The organism is Paraburkholderia terrae (assembly GCF_002902925.1).
Lineage (GTDB): Bacteria > Pseudomonadota > Gammaproteobacteria > Burkholderiales > Burkholderiaceae > Paraburkholderia > Paraburkholderia terrae.
Window position 1 is genome coordinate 204,603 of the sequence record NZ_CP026112.1, and the last position, 20,869, is coordinate 225,471.

General features: G+C 60.9%; 18 protein-coding genes. 8 read left to right on the forward strand and 10 right to left on the reverse strand.

The window, feature by feature from the left end:
• Positions 1 to 64: 64 nt before the first annotated feature.
• Positions 65 to 2,365 carry a xanthine dehydrogenase family protein molybdopterin-binding subunit gene (locus C2L65_RS17035; RefSeq protein WP_042304243.1) on the forward strand — a complete coding sequence of 767 codons (2,301 nt, stop codon included), beginning with the start codon at positions 65 to 67 and terminating at the stop codon, positions 2,363 to 2,365.
• Positions 2,359 to 2,820: a (2Fe-2S)-binding protein gene (locus tag C2L65_RS17040; RefSeq protein WP_042304242.1), complete on the forward strand. Its 462-nt coding sequence runs from the start codon at positions 2,359 to 2,361 to the stop codon at positions 2,818 to 2,820. Before C2L65_RS17035 ends, C2L65_RS17040 begins: the two co-directional genes overlap by 7 nt.
• A gap of 29 nt (positions 2,821 to 2,849) precedes the next feature.
• Here C2L65_RS17040 and C2L65_RS17045 read toward each other — a convergent pair whose 3' ends face one another.
• Positions 2,850 to 3,206 carry a BON domain-containing protein gene (locus tag C2L65_RS17045; protein ID WP_042304241.1) on the reverse strand — a complete coding sequence of 119 codons (357 nt, stop codon included), beginning with the start codon at positions 3,204 to 3,206 and terminating at the stop codon, positions 2,850 to 2,852.
• A gap of 219 nt (positions 3,207 to 3,425) precedes the next feature.
• Between C2L65_RS17045 and C2L65_RS17050 the strand changes: the two genes are divergently transcribed.
• Complete coding sequence (locus tag C2L65_RS17050; RefSeq protein ID WP_042304240.1) at positions 3,426 to 4,598, forward strand: 4-hydroxybenzoate 3-monooxygenase; 1,173 nt, start codon at positions 3,426 to 3,428, stop codon at positions 4,596 to 4,598.
• A gap of 11 nt (positions 4,599 to 4,609) precedes the next feature.
• On the opposite strand, the gene C2L65_RS17055 is transcribed toward C2L65_RS17050, so the two are convergent.
• Positions 4,610 to 5,503: a helix-turn-helix domain-containing protein gene (locus tag C2L65_RS17055; protein ID WP_042304239.1), complete on the reverse strand. Its 894-nt coding sequence runs from the start codon at positions 5,501 to 5,503 to the stop codon at positions 4,610 to 4,612.
• A gap of 145 nt (positions 5,504 to 5,648) precedes the next feature.
• On the opposite strand from C2L65_RS17055, the gene C2L65_RS17060 reads away from it, so the two are divergent.
• From C2L65_RS17060 to C2L65_RS17075, 4 genes are all read left to right on the forward strand, one after another.
• On the forward strand, positions 5,649 to 6,479 hold the full coding sequence (locus C2L65_RS17060; protein ID WP_042304308.1) for an SDR family NAD(P)-dependent oxidoreductase: 831 nt from the start codon (positions 5,649 to 5,651) through the stop codon (positions 6,477 to 6,479).
• Between the two features lie 33 nt (positions 6,480 to 6,512).
• Complete coding sequence (locus C2L65_RS17065) at positions 6,513 to 8,270, forward strand: FAD-dependent oxidoreductase (RefSeq protein ID WP_042304238.1); 1,758 nt, start codon at positions 6,513 to 6,515, stop codon at positions 8,268 to 8,270.
• Positions 8,271 to 8,281: 11 nt separating this feature from the next.
• Positions 8,282 to 8,620, forward strand: coding sequence for an NIPSNAP family protein (locus C2L65_RS17070; protein WP_007586401.1), 339 nt, complete (start codon positions 8,282 to 8,284; stop codon positions 8,618 to 8,620).
• Between the two features lie 70 nt (positions 8,621 to 8,690).
• On the forward strand, positions 8,691 to 10,055 hold the full coding sequence (locus C2L65_RS17075) for an MFS transporter (protein ID WP_042304237.1): 1,365 nt from the start codon (positions 8,691 to 8,693) through the stop codon (positions 10,053 to 10,055).
• A gap of 1,032 nt (positions 10,056 to 11,087) precedes the next feature.
• On the opposite strand, the gene C2L65_RS17080 is transcribed toward C2L65_RS17075, so the two are convergent.
• From C2L65_RS17080 to sapR, 7 genes are read right to left on the reverse strand one after another with little or no spacing between them, the layout of a single operon-like run.
• A complete protein-coding gene (locus tag C2L65_RS17080; RefSeq protein ID WP_042316634.1) occupies positions 11,088 to 11,855 on the reverse strand; it encodes an ABC transporter ATP-binding protein in 768 nt (255 codons plus the stop codon).
• On the reverse strand, positions 11,852 to 12,733 hold the full coding sequence (locus C2L65_RS17085; RefSeq protein ID WP_042316633.1) for an ABC transporter ATP-binding protein: 882 nt from the start codon (positions 12,731 to 12,733) through the stop codon (positions 11,852 to 11,854). The genes C2L65_RS17080 and C2L65_RS17085 overlap by 4 nt, the downstream gene beginning before the upstream one ends.
• 1 nt (position 12,734) lies before the next feature.
• Positions 12,735 to 13,649, reverse strand: coding sequence for a nickel transporter permease (gene nikC / locus C2L65_RS17090; protein WP_042316630.1), 915 nt, complete (start codon positions 13,647 to 13,649; stop codon positions 12,735 to 12,737).
• Positions 13,650 to 13,707: 58 nt separating this feature from the next.
• Positions 13,708 to 14,778: an ABC transporter permease gene (locus C2L65_RS17095; protein WP_042316627.1), complete on the reverse strand. Its 1,071-nt coding sequence runs from the start codon at positions 14,776 to 14,778 to the stop codon at positions 13,708 to 13,710.
• Between the two features lie 13 nt (positions 14,779 to 14,791).
• A complete protein-coding gene (locus tag C2L65_RS17100; protein ID WP_042316624.1) occupies positions 14,792 to 16,399 on the reverse strand; it encodes an ABC transporter substrate-binding protein in 1,608 nt (535 codons plus the stop codon).
• 55 nt (positions 16,400 to 16,454) lie between these two features.
• Positions 16,455 to 17,021, reverse strand: a complete 567-nt coding sequence (gene ddpX, locus C2L65_RS17105; RefSeq protein ID WP_042316621.1) for a D-alanyl-D-alanine dipeptidase — start codon at positions 17,019 to 17,021, stop codon at positions 16,455 to 16,457.
• A gap of 5 nt (positions 17,022 to 17,026) precedes the next feature.
• Entirely contained in the window at positions 17,027 to 17,914 is an 888-nt protein-coding gene (gene sapR, locus C2L65_RS17110) for a sap1 transcriptional regulator SapR (protein ID WP_042316619.1), read from the reverse strand.
• 448 nt (positions 17,915 to 18,362) lie between these two features.
• Between sapR and C2L65_RS17115 the strand changes: the two genes are divergently transcribed.
• Complete coding sequence (locus tag C2L65_RS17115; RefSeq protein ID WP_042316616.1) at positions 18,363 to 19,805, forward strand: catalase; 1,443 nt, start codon at positions 18,363 to 18,365, stop codon at positions 19,803 to 19,805.
• Positions 19,806 to 19,884: 79 nt separating this feature from the next.
• Here the strand turns inward: C2L65_RS17115 and C2L65_RS17120 are convergent, their stop codons facing one another.
• A complete protein-coding gene (locus tag C2L65_RS17120; RefSeq protein WP_042316613.1) occupies positions 19,885 to 20,829 on the reverse strand; it encodes a LysR family transcriptional regulator in 945 nt (314 codons plus the stop codon).
• Between the last annotated feature and the right edge of the window lie 40 nt (positions 20,830 to 20,869).

Below are 20,869 nucleotides of genomic sequence, written 5' to 3' on the forward strand. Positions count from 1 at the left end.
TTTCAGTTGAGCCGCGGCTGGTGCGTTTTACTGGTGTCCATGCTGGATTCCTCTGAGAGATGCCATGCTGAAGCGTCGAACCTTCCTGCTGGGCGGCGTGGGCCTGGCCGGCGCGCTGGTGGTCGGTTGGTCGGCGCTGCCGCCGCGTCAGCGGCTCGTCGCGTCGGAACCGTTGCCGGTGCGTCCCGGCGAAGCGGCGCTCAATGGCTACGTGAAGATCGCCGCCGACAACACCATCACGGTCCTCATGTGCAGGACGGAGATGGGGCAGGGCGTGCATACGGGGCTCGCGATGCTCGTCGCGGAAGAACTGGATGCGAACTGGGCGGACATTCGCGTTGCCAATGCGCCGCTCGACCAGATCTATAACAACGTCGAAAGCGTGATCGGCGATCTGCCGTTTCGTCCCGACGACGACAGCGTCGTCAAGGAACTCGCGGTATGGCTCACGCGCAAGCTCGCGCGCGATTTCGGCACGGTGATGACAGGCGGTTCGTCGACCATCAACGATCTCTGGCAACCGATGCGCGAAGCAGGCGCGTGCGCGCGGACCATGTTGATCGCAGCGGCGGCCGAACGCTGGAGCGTGAAAGCCGCCGATTGCCGCATCGAAAAGGGCATCGTGGTACACGACGCGGGACATCGCGCGTCGTTCGGGCAACTCGCGATGGAGGCCGCGCGCCAGCCGCTGCCGCGCAATCCCGCGCTGAAAGATCCCGCCACGTTCCAACTGATCGGCAAGCCGCTTACGCGCATCGAAGCCGCTTCGAAGATGGACGGCAGCGCGATCTTTGGCATCGACGTCGTGCCCGATGGCCTGCTCTACGCAAGCATCAAGATGTGTCCGACGCTCGGCGGCACGGTTCGGGATTTCGACGGCGCGGCGGCTGCGGCATTGCCCGGCGTGCGCAAGGTCCTGGCCGTCGATGCCTACAACGGCGGCACGGGCGGCGTCGCGGTGATCGCGGACAACCTGTTCATCGCGATGAACGCGCTCGACGTGCTGACGATCCACTGGAACGATGGGCCGACCAAAGGGCTGACCAACGCAGAGGTCGACCGGCGCCTCGTGCAGGCGCTCGACGAAAGCGAAGGCCACGCATGGTATCGCCATGGCGATGTCGAAGATGCGCTGAGCCATGCCGCGCATACGTGGAAGGCAACGTATCGCGCACCTTATCTCGCGCACGCGCCGCTGGAACCCGTCAATTGCACGGCGCAGGTGAAAGACGGCAAGGCAACGGTATGGGCGGCGACACAGGTGCCCGCTGTCGCGCGCATGCATGTCGCGCGGGTGCTCGGCATCGGCACGGACGATGTCGATTTGCAGCAGCAGATGCCGGGCGGCGCGTTTGGACGCAGGCTCGAAGTCGACTTCATCGCGCAGTCGGTCGCGATCGCGCGCGAAGCGGGCGGGCGTCCTGTGCAAACGCTCTGGACGCGCCAGGAGGACATGCAACACGACTTCTACCGTCCCGCGTGTCTGTCGCGCTTCAGGGCGGGACTCGATGCACAGGGACAGCTGGTTGCGTGGCACAACACGTCGGTGAGCCAGTCGGTCGTCGCGAAGTGGCTGGCCCGCAACTATCGCATTCCCGATCTCGGCCTCAACCTGGACAAGACCATTTCTGAAGGCGCGTTCGATCAACCCTATGAAATGCCGAACGTGTGGATCGGGCAACGCGTGATCGAATTGCCGATGCCCGTCGGCTTTTTCCGCTCGGTCGGGCATTCGCATCAGGCGTTTTTTATCGAAAGCTTTATCGACGAACTGGCTGTGTTGGCGCACAAGGACCCCGTTGCATTTCGCGCGAGCCTGTTGAGGCGGCATCCGCGTCATCTCGCCGTGTTGCAGAAAGTGGCGAGCATGTCGGGTTGGCGAGCGTCCGCCGTCTGGTCGGACAAGGGCGTCAAACATGCACGGGGTGTCGCGCTTCATGAGGCATTCGGCAGCGTGGTCGGGCAAGTCGCGGATGTGTCGCTCGAAGCGGACAACACTGTGAAGGTCAATCGCGTGTATTGCGCGATCGATTGTGGCTTGCCGGTGAATCCGAATCTGATCCGTCAGCAGGTGGAAGGCGCGATTGTGTTCGGGCTTTCCGCTGCGTTCAAGGAAGAAATCACGCTCGCTAACGGCGCAGTCGTAGAGGGCCTGTATACCCAGTTCGACGTGGTGCGGATGGACGAGTGCCCCGACATATCCGTCGAGATCATGCCGTCGAGAAACCATCCGCAAGGCGTCGGCGAGTCTGCGGTGCCGCCTGTCGCGCCTGCCGTCGCGAATGCGTTGTTCGCGTTGACGGGCACGCGCAGCTACGCGTTGCCGCTGAACATGAAGCTGTATCCCGGGGGCGCAACATGCTGAAGCTGAACATCAACGGCAAGACAGTGGATGTGTACTCCGATCCAGCGACACCGCTGCTTTGGGTCTTGCGCTGCGAACTGAAAATGACGGGGACGAAGTTCGGCTGCGGTGTCGGGGTATGCGGCGCGTGTACCGTACACGTCGGCAAAGAGGCGAAGACCTCGTGTCAGGAAAAACTCTCGGATATCGGCGCAAACCACGTCACGACGATTGAAGGTCTGCAAGGGACGCAAGCGCGTGCGCTGAAAGAAGCGTGGACGCATGTCGATGTCGTGCAATGCGGCTATTGCCAGAGCGCGCAGTTGATGGCCGCAAGCGCGCTCATACAGCGCAATCCGACGCCGAGCGTGAAGGAAATAAACTGCGCGATGCACGGCATCATTTGCCGCTGCGGCACCTATCCGCGCATCAGGCAGGCGATTCTCGAAGCGACGGGGCAAGCCAAACGAACGTGACGTTACCCCGTCTCGCCTGTCGCAACCGTCTAGTTGTTTCCGTGCGAGTACAGCGTCAGCTTGTTGCTGACCGACGTGACGCCGGGCACGCCTTTGGCCACTTCCGCTGCCTGCGGAATCTGCGATCCATCCGGGACGCTGCCCGAAAGCACTACCGCGCCGCCACGCGCTTTTACGAAGACGTTCGATACGTTGAAGCCCGGTGCCTTCGACAACGCCTTGCGCACATCGCGTCCGAGCTTCTTGTCGGCAGGTGTCGCCTTCTTCGAAGGCGCCGCCGGTGTGGAGGCCATCGACATCGAATCACTGGCTTGCGCGTACGCGTTCGACGTCAGCGTGACGCAACCGATGACGGCGAGCAGCGTCAGGACATTGCGGATCTTCATGGTTGCTTCTCCTTGTTTGCTTGTGGGACCGCTCAGTAAAGATAAGCCAACAATCCGCTTCCACCAAAGCTGCGTTTGCTTTCTCAGGGAAAACCCGCATCCATCTACTATCTCGAATTTAGATAACGCTTATTCACGCTATTGCGTTGCTCGATAGAGGCGCCGACGGCACACTTTGACGCACATCAAAGACACGCACCACGCATTTAGGAGACACACATGCGTACTCAAGTCGGCATCATCGGCGCCGGTCCCGCTGGACTGCTTCTTTCCCATCTTCTCCATCTGCAAGGTATCGATTCTGTCGTGCTCGAATCGCGCAGCCGCGAGCAGATCGAATCGACGATACGCGCGGGCGTGCTCGAACAGGGCACGATGGATTTGCTCACCGAAACAGGCGTGGGCGAGCGCATGAAAGCAGAAGGCGCGCTGCATCATGGTTTCGAGCTCGCATTCGAAGGCAAGCGCCGCCGCATCGATCTCACCGATCTCACGGGCAAAGCGATCACGGTGTATGCGCAGCACGAAGTCATCAAGGATCTCGTCGCGGCACGAGTGGCGGCGCAAGGCGCGCTGAAATTCGAAGTGTCGGACGTGTCGCTGCACGGTATCGACGGTACGACGCCGACTATCCGGTATCGCCATCAAGGCGAGGCGCACGAACTGCAATGCGATTTCATCATTGGCTGCGACGGTTCTCAGGGCATTTCGCGCAATGCGATTCCCGAAGCACTGCGCCGCGATTATCAGCGCGTGTATCCGTTCGGCTGGTTCGGCATTCTGGTCGAAGCACCGCCTTCATCGGATGAATTGATCTATGCGCGCCATGAGCGCGGCTTTGCACTCGTCAGCACCCGTTCGCCGAATGTGCAGCGTATGTACTTCCAATGCGATCCGAAAGATACCGCCGACAACTGGTCGGATGATCGTATCTGGGCTGAGATGCACGCGCGCGTCGACTCCGACGACGGCCACAAGGTTGTAGAAGGCAAGATCTTCCAGAAGAACATTGTGGGCATGCGCAGCTTCGTATCGACGACGATGCAGCACGGTCGTCTTTTCCTTGCCGGCGACGCCGCGCATATCGTGCCTCCGACGGGCGCCAAAGGCCTGAATCTGGCCGTCTCCGACGTGCGCATTCTGTCCGACGCATTGCGCGCGTTCTACAAGGAAGACCGCAACGATTTGCTGAATAGCTATAGCGAAACGGCGCTCAAGCGCATCTGGCGCGCAGAACATTTCTCGTACTGGATGACGCGCATGATGCACCGTCTCGACGATGCGTCGCCGTTCGAACAGCAATTGCAGGTCGCGGAACTCGAGCACGTGACGACCTCGCGCAGCGCGGCGATTTCGATGGCTGAGAACTATGTCGGCGCGGTGCCCGTATAAGCGGCCTGCAATCAGTTCAAGGACAGATCGGTGTGCGCGGCGGCCTGGAATTCTTTCGGCGTCGCGCCCGTCTGCTTGCGAAAATAGCGGCTGAAATACGCCGCGTCCTCGAAACCGAGCGCGTGCGCGATCTGTTTGATCGTCAGGCCCGAATAGACGAGATCGCGCTGTGCTTCGCGTATCAGATGTTCATTCACGAGCGACATCGGCGAATGGCCGAGTTCGTCGCGGCAAATGCGGCTTAGCTGCGCCGTCGTAATGCCGAGCCTTTCCGCGTAGAACTCGACAGTCCGATGCTCGCGGAAATGCGCGGCAACCAGCTCGCGAAAGCGCTTGATCTGCCCGCTTCGACGGTCGGCCACGGCGCTCGTCGCGGGCATCGCCGCCGCATCGCCCAATCTCGACACTTGCACGAAAAGTGCAATCATCAACGACATGCCCGCAGCGATATGGCCGCGTGCATTACCGCGGTATTCCTGTTCGAGCAGCGTGAAGAGCGGCATCAATGTGTCGTTGCCCGCTGACGCCTTCACGGGAATCACGGCTGCGCGCTGAAATACGGGCAGCAGACCCGGCGACACCGCCTTCGAAATCGACTCCAGCGCGCGCTGCGCAGCCGTAATCACCAGCCCGTCGATATCGGGCGAAAACACGAAACCATGTACGGTTTGCGCGGGCAAAACGACGATGCACGGCGGCGCGAGCGCGTGTTTCTCGCTTTCGATCACGACATGCCCGCTGCCGCTGCGAATGTACAGAACCTGCAGCAACGCGTCATGCCGATGCGCGGCGATATGCCAGTCGTTGGGCCGGCTGCGCTCGGCAATCCACTCGAAATTGAAGGCATCGAACCACGGCGGCCGGGCGGATTCGCCGTACAAATCGTAGTTAGGGATTTTCCTCATGCTTTTTCCTCTGCCGTGTACGGATTGTCCTGCGATGCGTGCTCTTTGTCCAATCTCGGCGAGCGGCGCGTCCCTATACTTTTCTCCATGAACCGAGCGGACCTTTTCGGGGTTCGTCGATAAAGAACAGTACATGGAGATTGGGATGACTAAACAAAATGGCGATGCATGGCTCGCTCTGAATGACAAGGTCTGTGTCGTCACGGGCGCAGCGGGCGGTATCGGCAGTGCAATTGCGAAAGTGCTCGGTGAAAGCGGCGCGCGTCTCGCATTGCTGGACCGTGAAGCAGGCAAGTGCGAAGACCTCGCGCAGACACTCGGCGCGAACGGCATCGAAGCGTTTGCGTTTGAGTGCGATATCGGCGATGCGAAAAGCGTTGAAGCGGCAGCGGCAAGCGTCGAAGAAAAACTCGGCACTGCGGATGTGCTCGTCAACAATGCGGGGCTGTTGCGGCCGGGTGGCATCGAAGACATCGCGCTCGATGCATGGAACGCGATGCTGCAAGTCAATCTCACCGGCTACATGCTGTGCTCGCAGGCGTTCGGCCGCGCGATGTTGCGCAAAGGCGCGGGCAGCATCGTTCACGTTGCGTCGGTGGCCGCGCATCATCCGCAGACCTGGAGCGGTGCCTATAGCCCCGGCAAGGCAGCCGTTGCGATGCTGTCGAAGCAGATCGCGGCCGAGTGGGGACCGCGTGGCGTGCGCAGCAACGCGGTTTGCCCGGGGATGATCCGTACGCCGTTGTCGGCGTCTTTCTACGCACAAGGCGATGTCGAACAGCGCCGCAGCGCGATGACGGCGAACCGACGCATCGGCGAGCCGGTCGATATCGCGGAAGTGGTCGCCTTTCTTGCGAGCCCACGCGCGGGCTATGTGAACGGTACGGAACTCGTCGTCGACGGCGGACTGGAATGCATGCTGATGGATCTGGTGCCGCGACCCGGTTATGACGCAAAGACCAATCCGGCGCGCTAGAGACCAAAAGACATTCGGCAGGAGACAGTCATCATGAATTCCAACACCCATTCACCCGCGCCGTTGACGTGCGATGTACTCGTCATCGGTTCGGGCGCAGGCGGATTATCGACGGCGATCACGGCGCGCAAGCACGGGCTCGATGTCGTCGTGATCGAAAAGGAAGCGTATTTCGGCGGCACGACGGCGTTCTCGGGCGGCGTGCTGTGGATACCGGGCAACCGGCACGCGCGCGCGAACGGCGTCAACGATACGCGCGAGGCTGCGAAGACGTATATGCGCAACGAAACAGGCGCGTTCTACGACGAAGCGGCCGTGGATGCATTCCTCGACACCGGCCCGCAAATGCTCGATTTCTTCGAGCGCGAAACGGAAGTCAAGTTCGTACCGACGCTTTATCCCGACTATCACCCGGATGCGCAAGGCGGCGTCGATATTGGCCGCTCAGTGGTCGCCGCACCGTTTGACGCGCGAGGACTTGGCGACGACATTGTGCGTCTGCGTCCGCCGCTAAAGACGATCACGTTCATCGGCATGATGTTCAATTCGTCGAATGCCGACCTCAAGCATTTCTTCAACGCGACGCGCTCTATGAAGTCCGCCGCCTATGTGACGAAGCGCCTGGCGAGCCACCTGAAGGATCTCGCGCTTTACCGGCGCGGCGTGCAGATCACGAGCGGCAATGCGCTTGCGGCGCGGCTCGCGAAAACAGCGCTTTCGCTTGGCATTCCGATCCACACGAATACGGCTGCGCAAGAACTCACGCTCTCGGATAAGCGCGTGACAGGCGCGATCGTCAAAGGTCCGCAAGGCGAGATGCGTATCACCGCGCGGCGTGGTGTCGTGCTTGCATGCGGCGGCTTCTCGCACGATGTCGCGCGCATTGCCAAGGCGTATCCGCATGTGATGCGCGGCGGCGAGCATTGTTCGCCCGTGCCGAAAGGCAACACGGGCGACGGCGCGCGCATGGCCGAAAGCGTCGGCGCTCAGGTACCCATACGTTATCCGCAGCCCGCTGCGTGGATGCCAGTATCGCGTGTGCTGATGCGCGACGGCACGTTCGGTGTGTTTCCGCATCTTCTGGATCGCTACAAGCCGGGGATTATCGGCGTGACGCGCAAGGGCAAGCGTTTTACGAACGAAGCGAACTCGTACCACGACGTTGGCGCGGCGATGATCGAGGCATGTCGCGGCGAGAAAGATACGGCGATGTGGCTGATCTGCGATCACGCGACGATTCGCAAGTATGGGCTTGGATACGCAAAGCCAGCGCCGGTGCCATTGGGGCCGCTGCTGCGCAATGGTTATCTCGTCAAAGGGCGCACGCTTGCTGAACTTGCGCAACGCGCGGGTATCGAGGCCGAGGCGCTCGAAGCCACCGTACGCACTTACAACGAAAGCGCAGCGCGCGGCGAAGACCCCGAATTTGGGCGCGGTTCGACATCATTCAACCGCTATCTCGCCGATCCCGAGTGCAAGCCCAATCCATGCGTCGCGCCGATCGGCAACGGCCCTTATTACGCGCTCAAAGTCGTGATGGGCGACCTGGGAACCTTCGACGGCATCACCACGGCTGTCACGGGAGAAGTACTGGATGCACGCGGTGCCGTCATCGACGGGCTGTACGCAGTTGGCAACGACCGCGCGAGCGTGATGGGCGGCAATTATCCAGGCGCGGGCATCACGCTCGGCCCGATCATGACCTTCGGCTACATCACGGGACGACGCCTTGCGGGTATTGCGGATAACGCGACGAACGCGCAAAAGAAGCGCCAATCCGAAACGGTATAGAGGACAGAACCATGAGTAGCGGCAAACCTTTTATCGACCATCGCATCTATACGATCCGGCCGCGCGGCATGGCGGAATTCATCGAAGTATTCGATCGTCTCGCGATGCCTATTCAATTGAAGTACCTCGGCGCGCCGGTCGGTTTCTATATGAGCGATATCGGCGCGCTCAACCAGGTCGTGCATCTGTGGGGCTACGAGAGCATCGGCGATTACGACCAGCGCCGCACCGCACGCGACGCGGACCCGGAATGGCCCGCTTATTTGCAGGCATCGGCGCATCTGATCGTCGCGCAGGAAAGCAGGATTATCCGGCGCGTCGAATTCAGAAGCCTTACCGCGTTGCGCTAGAAGAAAAAGAACAGGCAGCGACATCACATATATGCGCGAGAAGCATCAGACGCATTCAAGGAGACACGCAATGCAGCAGCCCAAACACACGGTCGATGTGCAGAACTTCATCGACAGCCAACGCTTTTCGCCTTTTCAATGGACGATACTTGTCCTCTGTTTTCTGGTCGTTGCAGCCGATGGCTTCGACACGGCCGCAGTCGGCTTTATCGCGCCTTCGCTGGTGCAGGACTGGGGCGTCACGCGCGCGGCGTTAGGGCCCGTGATGAGCGCTGCGCTCGTCGGCCTGGGTATTGGCGCATTGGGTGCGGGGCCGCTTGCTGATCGCGTTGGACGCAAAACGGTGCTGGTTTTGTCGGTGTTTTTCTTTGGCCTTTGGAGCCTCGCTGCGGCACGCGCGGATTCTATTGAATCGTTGACGGCGCTGCGCTTCATGACGGGACTCGGACTCGGCGCCGCGATGCCCAATGCGGTCACGTTGATGTCCGAATACGCGCCGGCCCGAATTCGCGCGGTCGCCGTAAATGCAATGTTCTGCGGCTTTTCATGCGGACTTGCGATTGGCGGTATCGCGTCCGCATGGCTCATTCCGCATTTCGGCTGGCATAGCGTGCTGGTTGCAGGCGGTGTTGGGCCGATCGTGTTGACACTTGTGCTCATTCTGCTGCTGCCTGAATCCGCGCAATTCATGGTGACGAGGAAGCGCGGCGACGCGCGTATCGCAAAGGTTCTTTCGCGTATCGCAATGGATGTCCGTCTCGGCGAATGCCGGTTCGTAACGGGTGAGCAGGTCGCGGAGCATCGTGGGTCTGCATTGCGCGTGGTGCTCTCGTCGCGTTTCCGTTTTGGCACGCTGATGCTGTGGCTCGCGTATTTCATGGGGCTTTTGATCTATTACCTGCTGACTAACTGGCTGCCCACGCTTTTCAAGGATACTGGGTTCTCGGGGCAAAATGCAGCGTTGATGACTTCGCTGTTTCCGCTTGGTGGTGTGCTCGGTAATCTGAGTGTCGGCTGGTTGATGGATCGGTTCAGGGCGAATCGCGTGATTGCGTGTACGTATGTCATGGCTGCGGTGCTGGTCATGCTCGTCGGGCGCGGCCTTGGGCACCAGGTTTGGCTCGGCACGCTGATCTTTCTGACGGGTACGGTCGTGACGTCCGCTGTGACGTCGATGTCGGCGCTCGCTGCGAGCTTTTATCCGACTCAAGGGCGTGCTACGGGCGTCGCGTGGATGCTTGGTGTGGGGCGTATCGGTGGCGTGGCGGGTGCGCTCGTTGGTGCTGCGTTGATGGGGCTGGGGTGGCAGTTTGGATCGGTGTTCAGTCTGCTTGCGGTTCCTGCGATGATCGCTGCCTTGGGTGTCTTCGCAGTGGCAGGGCGTGTGCGGGCGTCGGGAATCGAAGCGGCCGAATTGACGCCAGCCGTGGAGTGAAGCGGTTTGTCGTTGTGGTTTTTTGTTTGCGGTGGCATTCGCGTTATGCCTTTTTGGCGCGGTCGGTTTGGTTTTTTCGGGTTTTCGCTGGCATCCGCGATTTGTTAACGTGCTTCACGCGTCGCCCCTGTGCGGGGCGGCACCTACTTTTCTTTGCCGCCGCAAAGAAAAGTAGGCAAAAGAAAGCGGCTAACACCGCTAATTCTTGTTCCTGCCTGAGGGCCCTCAACCGGTCTTACGCTTCACACGGCAATCACGTGACCCATGTTCGTTGCCAACGCTCTGAATTGACGCCTCACCCGCTTCATGCGTCCGCGTCGCAACACGCCGTACCAGATATTCCTACGCCGCCCAGGTGGCAAACTGTGTGTAGGCCGTAGCACCTCACACGCCTCACTTCGGACCGATTGCGCACGTGTCCCACCATGTAAGAGCGCTAACGTGTACGTCGCGACAACCTACACACAGTTTGCCACCTGGGCGGCAGATACCATTCGCTGCCGCTTGCCCTTGTTCGGGTGTTTGAAGTGGGTGAGGCGCTCATTCGAAGCGTTGGCAACGAACGCGAACAGAAATGCTGCCGTGTGAAGCGTAAGAACCTGTGGGGGCCCTCAGGCAAGAACAAGAATTGGCGGTGTTAGCCGCTTTCTTTTGCCTACTTTTCTTTGCGGCGGCAAAGAAAAGTAGGTGCCGCCCCGCACAGGGGCGACGCATGAAGCACGAAGGCAAAACGCGGATGCCAGCGCAAAGGCCAAAACACCGAACGGCGACGCATGAAGCACGAAAGCAAAACGCGGATGCCAGCGCAAAGGCCAAACCACCGAACGGCGACGCATGAAGCATGAAGGCAAAACGCGGATGCCAGCGCAAAGGCCAAAACACCGAACGGCAACGCATGAGGCACGAAGGCAAATCGCGGATGCCAGCGCAAAGGCCAAAACACCGAACGGCAACGCATGAGGCACGAAGGCAAACCGCGGATGCCAGCGAAAGAACAAAAACCCAAACACCACCACAACCCGGAACACTCACTCACAGCGAAGCATCGACCCCGATCACCTCCACAACCTTCCGCCGATAACCCCCCGTAGCAAGCAGCAGACTGCGCGAATACTCACTCTCAACCTGCTGCGCGCGAACGCACCCGATATCGAGTTCCTCGACAATCTCGCCATTACGCATAATCGCGACACGCGAACACAAGAAACCGACCACGGCGAGATTGTGACTAACAAGAATCATCGTCAGATTACGCTCTTGATGCAGGCGCTTGAGCAGATTCAATATTTCAGCCTGCACGGAAACATCAAGCGCCGAGGTCGGCTCGTCGAGCAAGAGCACACGCGGCTCCACGATCAGCGCACGCGCAATCGCAACCCGTTGCCTTTGCCCACCCGACAACTGATGCGGATAGCGAAACCGAAACGACGCATTCAGCCCCACTTCGCGCAGCCCATTGACGATGCGTTCTTCATGCCGATCGATTCCATTGATACGCAACGGTTCGCGCAGAGTCTGATCGACGGTGAAGCGCGGATGCAGCGAGCCATACGGGTCCTGAAACACCATTTGCACATCGCGCTTTTGCGCCGCTTGCTCGTGCTGCGCGATGCGCATCGTGCCTAGCGCAATTGGCGTAAGCCCACTCAACGCTCGCAAGATCGTCGACTTCCCGGAACCCGATTCTCCGACAAGACCAAACACTTCGCCCTGCGCGACATGAAAGCTCACATTGCGCACCGCGTCGACAGCGCCTGCGGCCGTCTTGAAGCGAACGGTCACTGCATCGACCTCGATCATGCGGATGCTCCTTGCACATCGTTGAGCCATGCAGGATCGCGCGAGAGAACGGGCAACTCGGCAGGCGGATTGGCAAGCGGCGGATTCGCCGCCAACAAGCCGCGCGTATACGGATGCTGTGCATGAACGAGATCGCGCGCCGCGCAGGTTTCGACGACGCGCCCCGCATACATCACCACGACGCGGTCGCAGAACGACATCACGAGCGGCAGATCGTGGCTGATGAAGATGAGGCCAGTATCATGTTTCGCGATCATCTCGTCGAGCACGGCGAGTACCTGCATCGATACCAGCACGTCGAGCGCGCTGGTCGGTTCGTCGGCGATCAACAGGCGTGGCCCCGTCGATACCATCATCGCGATCATCACGCGCTGCCCCATGCCACCCGAGAGCTCATGTGGATACGAATCCACCACGCGCTCCGGGTTGCGGATATGCACGGCCTCGAGCGCGGCAATGATCTTCTCGCGCATCGCGCGCCGTCCCAGCTTTGGCTCGTGCAGCGCGAACGCTTCGCGCATCTGCTGCGCGACGGTCATCACCGGGTTCAGCGAGTATTTCGGGTCTTGCAGGATCATGCCCATCTGCTGGCCGCACAACTTCCGGCGCTTGTCGGCGCGCATGTCGAGCAGATCGTTTCCGTCGAAGCGCATCGTCTTCGCCGTGCAATGCGCGGCGGGCGGCAACAATCCCAGCAGCGCGCGACCCGTCAATGACTTGCCCGATCCCGACTCGCCGACGATGCCAAGCCGCTCGCCCTTGTTCAGCGTCAGCGAAAGACCACGCACCGCTTCGTTCATCGTGCCGTCGTGCGTGCGGAACGCGATGCGCAGATCGTCGATTTCGCACAATGCGGGCGTCGTGTCGTGCGTGCTCATGTCAGTCTCCATGACGCGGATCGAAAACGTCGCGCAATCCGTCGCCGAGCAGATTGAACGCGAGGCTCACGAGCAGAATCGCGAAGCCCGGAAGGGTGGCGACCCACCACGAATCGAGCAGCACGTTGCGGCCTGATGCGACCATGAAACCCCATTCGGGACTCGGCGGCTGCGCGCCGAGTCCGAGAAAGCCAAGTCCTGCGACGGTCAGAATGATGCCCGCCATATCGAGCGTCGCGCGCACGATCACCGACGACGAACAAAGTGGCACGATATAGCGCAGCAGAATGCGCAGGTTAGACGCGCCTTGCAGCCGCGCGACGTGAATGAAGTCGGTCTGCACGAGCCGCAAGGTTTCGGCTCGCGCGAGTCGCGCGTACGCGGGCCATGCGGTAATCGAAATGGCGATCACGGCATTGAACACACCCGGCCCCAAGGCAGCCGCGAAGGCGAGCGCGAGCACGATCTTCGGGAACGCGAGCGCGATGTCGGTCACGCGCATCAGCACGTTATCCACCCAGCCGCCGAAGAAGCCCGCCGCCGTGCCAATCAGGAGACCGATGGGCACGACGACCACCACGACGAGTATCGCGATAGAGAGCGTGAGCCGCGACCCGTAAATGATGCGCGAGAGAATATCGCGGCCGAGCTGATCGGTGCCGAGCCAGTGAGACGCCGAGCCGGGCGGCAACAGCCGGTCGGACAGCACCTGTATTAACGGATCGTGCGGCGCGATCCACGGCCCGATGATCGCGACGATCACGAGCAGCACGAGGATCGAGAAGCCGAACACCGACAACGGATTGCCCCTGAAGCGCCGCCAGCGTCGGTATGCGAGACCGAGCGTGGCTTGCCGGCGCGATGCGGGCGTGTCCGTCAGCAGCCATTCCTTCCAGGTCGGACGGGGCGCGTTCATCGGCCAGTCCGATGGTGAACGGTCAACAGGAGGTCGCACGTCGAAAGTCTCCGTTGCATCAGCGGGCGCGCGGATCGAACACGCGATAGAGCGCGTCGGTCAGTAGATTCAACGCGATGAAGGTGATGCCGATCACGAGCGTGCTGCCAAGCACGGCATTCATGTCGGCGTTGAGCAAGGCGCCCGTCAGATATGAGCCAATGCCCGGCCACGCAAAGACGATCTCCGTCAACACCGAGCCTTCGAGCAGAAAGCTGTACGAGAGCGCGATCACCGTGAGCAGCGGCACCGCGATATTGCCGAACGCATGCACCCAGATCACGCGCCGCTCGGACAGACCTTTGGCGCGTGCCGTGGTGATGTACTCCTGATTCAACTGGTCGAGCATGAACGAGCGCGTCATCCGGCTCAGATACGCGACCGAGTAGTAGCCAAGTATCGCGGCAGGCAATGCGATATGCGACAGCGCATTGAAGAACACATCCCATTCGCCCGCTATCAGCGAATCGATCAGCAGGCTGCCAGTGCGCGTATCCACCATGCCGTCGAACACCGGGTCGAGCCTGCCCGGTCCAGACACCCAATGCAGCTTCGCATAGAACAGCAGCAGTCCCATCAAGCCGAGCCAGAACACCGGCACCGAACTGCCGATCAAGCCTATGAAACGCGCCACGTGGTCGATCCAGCGGTTGTGCCGGACGGCCGCAATCACTCCGAGTGGCACGCCGACCAGCACGCCGATGATCGTCGACAGTGTCGCGAGTTCGAGTGTCGCGGGGAACACGCGCTTGATGTCGTCGATCACCGGGTTCGCAGTCAGCAGCGATACGCCGAGATCGCCGTGCAGCACCGCGCTCACATAGATAAAGAACTGCTCGGCCAGCGGCTTGTCGAGACCGAGCTGGATGCGCGCGGCCGCGTAGGCACTCGCCGACGCGCGGTCGCCGAGTATCGCGAGCACGGGGTCGATCGGCACCTTGCGGCCGATCACGAAGGTCACGGCCAGTAGGCCCGTGAACGTGATGGCGAGCGTGAGCACCCAGCGCAGCACGCGCAACGTCCAGCGCAAGCCCGCGCTGCGCGCGGACGCAGCGCGGATCTGGTCGATGGGAGTGAGCGGTGTCGACATATCTGCCGCGTGCCTATTGCTTCTTCACGTGTTGATACGACACGAGATCGTTGATCGGGCCGACTTCGAGGCCCGTCACGCCCGGACGCATCGCCACTTGCGACACCTGCTGGAACATGATGACGAACGGTGACTTCGCGAGCGTTTCCTTCTGCATCGTTTGATAGAGCTGCGCGCGTTTGGCCGTCGACGATTCGGCAAGTGCCGCGTTGGTCTCTTTCGTCAGATCGGGAATGTCCCACGAATTACGCCATGCAAGCATCTTGTACGAAGACTTGTCGGAGTTGTCGGGGTTCCACGCATAGCCCTGCGCATTGCTGTGCGGGTCGATGTAATCCGCCGACCATTCGCCGATATAAATATCGTGCTGGCGCGCGCGGTACTTTGCGAGCGTCTGCTTGTTGTCGCCCGGAATGATCTCGACCTTGATGCCGCCTTGTGCGAGATTGGCCTGCACGGCCTGCGCGATTTCGTTGTACGGATACGCGCTGCGCACGTCCATCGTCACGTTAAAGCCATTCGGCAAACCCGCTTTCGCAAGCAGCGCCTTCGCTTTGGCCACATCCTGATGATACGGATTGCTGTTCAGCGCACCGAGAAAGCCTTCCGGCAGGAACGTTTGATGAACCTTGAAGGTGTTCTTCGTCACGTTCTTCTGGATGCCGTCGTAATCGATCAGCCATTTCATGGCTTCCTGCACTTCGGGCTTCGCGAGATTCGGGTTCTTCACATTGAGGCCGAGATAGAGCAGCGTGGCCTGCGGCACCGACGTCACGGTCACCTTGTTGCCCTTGGTGAGCGTGGCGAGATCGTCGGGGCTGAGATTGCGCGCGACGTCCGCGTCGCCGTTTTCGAGCAGCAGGCGCTGGCTCGATGCCTCCGGCACGTGACGCATCACGATGCGTTTCATTGCCAGCGGCATACGGTAGCCGTCGTACTTCTGCAGGATGATGCTGTCGTTTGCCGTCCATTTGACGAGCTTGTACGCGCCGGAGCCTGCCTCGTTCGTGCGCAGCCATTCGTTGCCGAAATCATTGCCCTTCTGGTGCGACAGCAGCAGCTTCTTGTCGAGCACGGATGCAGGCCACGCGCCCAGCACGTTGAGCACGAACGTGGGCGCGTATTTCTGGTCGGTCGTGATGCTGACGGTCGAGTCGTCGATCTTCTTGACGTTTTGCAGCGCGTTGTCCTTCGTCAGGCCAATGCCTTGCAGCACCGCGGCCGCGCCCTTGTCGAGCAGCACGCAGCGCTGGATCGACCATGCGACGTCGTCGGCCGTGAGCGGATTGCCCGAATGGAACTTGAGGTCTGGCCGAATCTTGAACGTGAACGTCAATCCGTCCGGGCTGACCGACCACGATTGTGCGACGTCGCCGTTGAATTTCGACGGGTCTTTCAGATCAACGCGCACGAGGCGGTCGTACGTGTTCGCGACATATTCCTCGGGCACCAGCTCGTACACTTCGCCCGGATCGAGCGTCGAGAACTCGTCGAGCGTGGTGGCGATCACCAGCATGTCTTTCGGCGTGGCCGCCAATGCAGTGCTTGTTGTCGTCATCGTAAGCGTCAGTGCCGAAACGACGGCTACTGCCGCTAGCGCATTGCGCAGAACCAGATTCATACTCGCTCCGTATCGAGAGGGAACATGCGTGGGAAGGCTGCAAAAAGAACGTGGATTACATCAGCTTCAACGGACCGCTTTCGCTGTTGTCGATGATGGGCAGCGCGCGCGAGCCGGGTATTTCGTAATGCCACCACTCGCTGGCAATATGCGTGAAGCCGGACGCGTGCATGATGCCGAGCAACAGCAAGCGGTTGCGCTGCACATGCTGCGGCAGCCCTTTGTGAAAATGCTCGGACTCCTTGACCATCGCGTCGAAGCCGGTGCCCATGTCGAGCGCTTCGCCATGGCTGTCGATCAAGGTCAGATCGAGCGCCGTGCCGCGGCTATGATTCGAGCCGCGTCCGAGTTCCGCGATATAAGTCGGATCGGGCAAGAAGTCCCATAGAACCTGTTGCGCCTGCGGCGGACGGTACGCATCGAAAATGCGCAGCTTCATGCCGATGCTGGCCGCGAGTTCGACCGCTTTGCGCAATCCCGCTTCGGCGGGCGCGAGCAACAGGCAGTGCGCTTCCTTGTAAATCGGCTTGCCGGTGAAGTTGTTGGCGGTCGCATAGGCGAGGTCGAGTTCGACGCCATGCGTTTCGGGAGTGACATGTATTAGTTGTGGGGTATCGGTCATGAGAATCAGAGGTCGAATTGATCGAGTTCGCGCTGCAACTCGCGGTTGCGCGCAACACGTTGGTCGATAGCCGGACCCAATCGTTCAACGATCGACGTCAATAGCAGATTGAACAGGCACGTAAGCGGCGCAAGCGAATCCCAGAACTGGCCAACGTCCGTCTTCACCTGAATCAGGTCGCTGGGATATTCGCGTGCCCACGGGCAATAGAGATCGGTGACGAGTGCAAACGGCAATTCGCGCCGCGTCGCCGCTTCGCAATAGCGCCGCGCGATGCGCGAATAGGCGCGCGTGTCGGTGACGATCAGATACGGCGACGCGAACTCCGAATTGAGCGAGTCGACGTACGAGCCGGACATGCCGTCCGAATAGAACACGCGCGGGCGCAAGTACTCCAGGTAGCTGTAGAACGCGTTGGAAATGCCGCGCGTCGATTGAATGCCGAGGATGAAGACAGCATCCGCTTCGGCAATGCGCTGCGCGATGCGCGCGAACGTCTCGCCTTGCGCAAGTTGATACACGTAGCGAATAGCATCGACTTCGAGATCGAGAGAGCGCGCGGTGGTGGCATCGCCCGCGTCGCCCGTATCGATGCCGTCCGCGCCGCTGTCGTCGCGTTCGCTGCGGTAAGCGTCGAGCCGGTCGGTGATGAACCATGGGCGCGATTGCGCGCCGCGCAACTCGCGCTTCAGGTCGTCGAGATTGCGATAGCCGACGCTGCGCAAAAAGCGCCCCACCGATATCCCGCTCGTGCCCGTCTGATGCGCGATCTGGTCCGCCGTTTCGAGGCCGAGGCGTTCCAGATTCGCCAGCATGTAGCTGGCGATGCGCTTGGCCGTGGGCGTCAGCGTCGCGAAGCTTGCTTCGACTGTGTGGGCGAATGCGGTGGACATCGAGTGTCGTTCGGCGTGTTCTTCGTTAGTTATCTGTCATAGTCCGGCAATCTGGTACGTATATGACAGGGACAATAAAGCGAGCGCTAACTTAAAATTTTTATCGGATCTCGCAAACTCATAGCACTTTGACCCGGCGTGCATTGAACGTCATTCATCCGCCATGCGCTTCCGGCAGCGCATCTTGCACGCGCTGCATGCCTTGCAATTCAAGGCTCGCCCCTTCTCTGCTCGCTTGTTCGAATGGCGCTAAGATCGCTCCCGCAGCAACCGGTCCGCACGTGGTGAGCACTTCGCGGACCGACATGACGACGGCATGACCGTCCCCGATTTCGCCTCCAGAGACAGCGGTTGCCGATCTGCCATGGCGACCGCAGTCGCTGGAAATCCCACAGTACGATCCGGTGGCGTGTCCCCGGAGCTTCCTATAAGTGTTGGAGGGCTAGACGTGAACAAGCTGACGACTGCTTTTGGCGCACCCGTTGTAGACAATCAGAACACCCAGACGGCGGGCCCGCGCGGCCCGGCATTGCTGCAGGACGTGTGGTTCCTCGAGAAGCTCGCGCACTTCGACCGCGAGGTGATTCCCGAGCGCCGCATGCATGCGAAAGGCTCGGGCGCATTCGGCACGTTCACCGTCACGCATGACATTTCGAAGTACACGCGCGCCAAGATCTTTTCGCAGATCGGCAAGAAGACGGAGCTGTTCGCGCGCTTCTCGACGGTAGCGGGCGAGCGCGGCGCAGCCGATGCCGAGCGCGATATCCGCGGTTTCGCCGTGAAGTTCTATACGGATGAAGGCAACTGGGACCTCGTCGGCAACAACACGCCCGTGTTCTTCCTGCGCGATCCGCTGAAATTTCCGGACCTGAATCACGCGATCAAACGCGACCCGCGCTCGGGCCTGCGCAGCGCCGAAAGCAACTGGGACTTCTGGACGCAACTGCCCGAAGCGCTGCATCAGATCACGATCGTGATGAGCGATCGCGGCATTCCGAAGTCGTTCCGTCATATGCACGGTTTCGGTAGCCATACGTTCAGCTTCATCAACGCCGACAAGGAACGCTTCTGGGTGAAATTCCATCTGCACACGCAGCAGGGCATCCAGAACCTGTCGGATGCGGAAGCAACGGCGCTCGTCGGCGCGGACCGCGAGAGTTCGCATCGCGACCTGTACGAATCGATCGAAGCCAACGAATTCCCGAAGTGGACGATGTTCGTCCAGGTCATGCCGGAAGCGGATGCATCGAAGACCTCGTACAACCCGTTCGATCTGACCAAGATCTGGCCGAAGAAGGATTACCCGCTGATCGAAGTCGGCGTGATGGAACTGAACCGCAACGCGGACAACCACTTCGCCGACGTCGAGCAGTCTGCGTTCAATCCCGCCAACGTGGTGCCGGGCATCAGTTTCTCGCCGGACAAGATGCTGCAAGGCCGGCTGTTCTCGTACGGCGACGCGCAGCGCTATCGCCTGGGCGTGAATCACAGCCTGATTCCCGTGAACGCGCCGCGATGCCCGGTGCATAGCTATCACCGCGACGGCTCCATGCGCGTCGACGGCAACATGGGCGGCGCGACGCCATATAACCCGAACACGCGCGGCGAATGGCTCGATCAGCCGGACTTCAGCGAGCCGCCGCTGTCGATCGAAGGGGCCGCCGACCACTGGAACCACCGCACCGACGACGACTACTTCTCGCAGCCGGGCAATCTGTTCCGCCTGATGTCGCCGGAGCAGCAGCAGGCACTGTTCGACAACACGGCGCGCGCGCTGGCTGGCGTGTCGGAGCCGATCCGGAAGCTGCACGTCGAGCACTGCACGAAGGCCGATCCCGCCTATGGACAAGGCGTGGCGGCTGCGCTTGAATCGGCGGGCAAGGCGCTGTGAGATGCGCATTGCATAGCATCTGACGGTTGTTGCCGCTCGCGCTGAAACTGCCCCGAAGGTCGAACGGCCTTCGGGGTTTTTATTTCGACTGCGCGAGCGAATCGGACGCGGACGCTTCCTGTAAGGCAGATTTCCATTCGATCGCGCACTGGTCCACGAACCATGCAATGCGCGACTGACAGAACTCGAGATAGGTCCGCACGATCGCGGAAGGATGCCGATGCGACGGATACAGCAGATTGACCTGCTGATCCGGCAACGGGTACGAGGGCAGCAGCGGCACGAGCCGTCCTTGCCGGATCGGTTCGGCGGCGAGAAAGGGCGGAATCTCGGTGACGAACTCGCCGTTCAGCGCGCGATAACGAAGCTGCGCATAGTCGTTGGTGGTCAGCACGATGTGCGGTTCGACCGTCGTCTTACCGATCTGCCATGTGCTGCTGTCATTGGGCGCGCGGTTCCAGAGCGCGCAGGGCAGACGGGTGAGCGCGGACGGTTCGTGCGGCATGCCGAAACGCTCGATCAGTTGCGGACTCGCAACCAGCACGTGACGATACGACAGCATGCGCCGCGCAACCATCGCTTCATGCGCAATGGCGCCGACGCGCAACGCCACGTCGATGCCTTCCTCGATCAGATCGACGCGCCGTTCGGTCGTGTACACATGCACGCGAATGTCGGGGTAGCGGCGCTGAAAGTCGTGCAGGAGATCCCACCAGATATCGAACGCGGGAGGCAGCGACAGGCGCAGCCGGCCTTTGAGCATGGCCTGATCGGAGACGACGGCTTCCTCGCCGTCTTTCAGGATCTCGACGCCGAGACTTGCGTGCTGGTAGAGCCGCGCGCCGGCATCGGTGAGCCGGGTGCCGCGCGCCGAACGCTCCAGCAGTTGCACGTTCAGCTCTTTTTCCAGTGCGCGAATGCGCCGGCTGATGGTGGCGAGCGGCACGTCCATCCGGCTGGCTGCGTTCATGAGACTGCCAGTCTGGACGACGCTGACAAAGATGCGGACGTCGTTGAGATCCACCGCGTTTCACCTGGAAGAGACGATGTGAACGCGATCTTAG

What these genes read in the sequence shown, in the direction of transcription:
- C2L65_RS17095 (WP_042316627.1), bottom strand. Translation starts at nt 14,778, where the DNA reads ATGTCGACACCGCTCACTCCCATCGACCAGATCCGCGCTGCGTCCGCG.
- C2L65_RS17100 (WP_042316624.1), bottom strand. Translation starts at nt 16,399, where the DNA reads ATGAATCTGGTTCTGCGCAATGCGCTAGCGGCAGTAGCCGTCGTTTCG.
- nikC (WP_042316630.1), bottom strand. Translation starts at nt 13,649, where the DNA reads ATGAACGCGCCCCGTCCGACCTGGAAGGAATGGCTGCTGACGGACACG.
- C2L65_RS17085 (WP_042316633.1), bottom strand. Translation starts at nt 12,733, where the DNA reads ATGAGCACGCACGACACGACGCCCGCATTGTGCGAAATCGACGATCTG.
- C2L65_RS17045 (WP_042304241.1), bottom strand. Translation starts at nt 3,206, where the DNA reads ATGAAGATCCGCAATGTCCTGACGCTGCTCGCCGTCATCGGTTGCGTC.
- C2L65_RS17040 (WP_042304242.1), top strand. Translation starts at nt 2,359, where the DNA reads ATGCTGAAGCTGAACATCAACGGCAAGACAGTGGATGTGTACTCCGAT.
- C2L65_RS17070 (WP_007586401.1), top strand. Translation starts at nt 8,282, where the DNA reads ATGAGTAGCGGCAAACCTTTTATCGACCATCGCATCTATACGATCCGG.
- C2L65_RS17050 (WP_042304240.1), top strand. Translation starts at nt 3,426, where the DNA reads ATGCGTACTCAAGTCGGCATCATCGGCGCCGGTCCCGCTGGACTGCTT.
- C2L65_RS17065 (WP_042304238.1), top strand. Translation starts at nt 6,513, where the DNA reads ATGAATTCCAACACCCATTCACCCGCGCCGTTGACGTGCGATGTACTC.
- ddpX (WP_042316621.1), bottom strand. Translation starts at nt 17,021, where the DNA reads ATGACCGATACCCCACAACTAATACATGTCACTCCCGAAACGCATGGC.
- sapR (WP_042316619.1), bottom strand. Translation starts at nt 17,914, where the DNA reads ATGTCCACCGCATTCGCCCACACAGTCGAAGCAAGCTTCGCGACGCTG.
- C2L65_RS17055 (WP_042304239.1), bottom strand. Translation starts at nt 5,503, where the DNA reads ATGAGGAAAATCCCTAACTACGATTTGTACGGCGAATCCGCCCGGCCG.
- C2L65_RS17080 (WP_042316634.1), bottom strand. Translation starts at nt 11,855, where the DNA reads ATGATCGAGGTCGATGCAGTGACCGTTCGCTTCAAGACGGCCGCAGGC.
- C2L65_RS17060 (WP_042304308.1), top strand. Translation starts at nt 5,649, where the DNA reads ATGACTAAACAAAATGGCGATGCATGGCTCGCTCTGAATGACAAGGTC.
- C2L65_RS17035 (WP_042304243.1), top strand. Translation starts at nt 65, where the DNA reads ATGCTGAAGCGTCGAACCTTCCTGCTGGGCGGCGTGGGCCTGGCCGGC.
- C2L65_RS17075 (WP_042304237.1), top strand. Translation starts at nt 8,691, where the DNA reads ATGCAGCAGCCCAAACACACGGTCGATGTGCAGAACTTCATCGACAGC.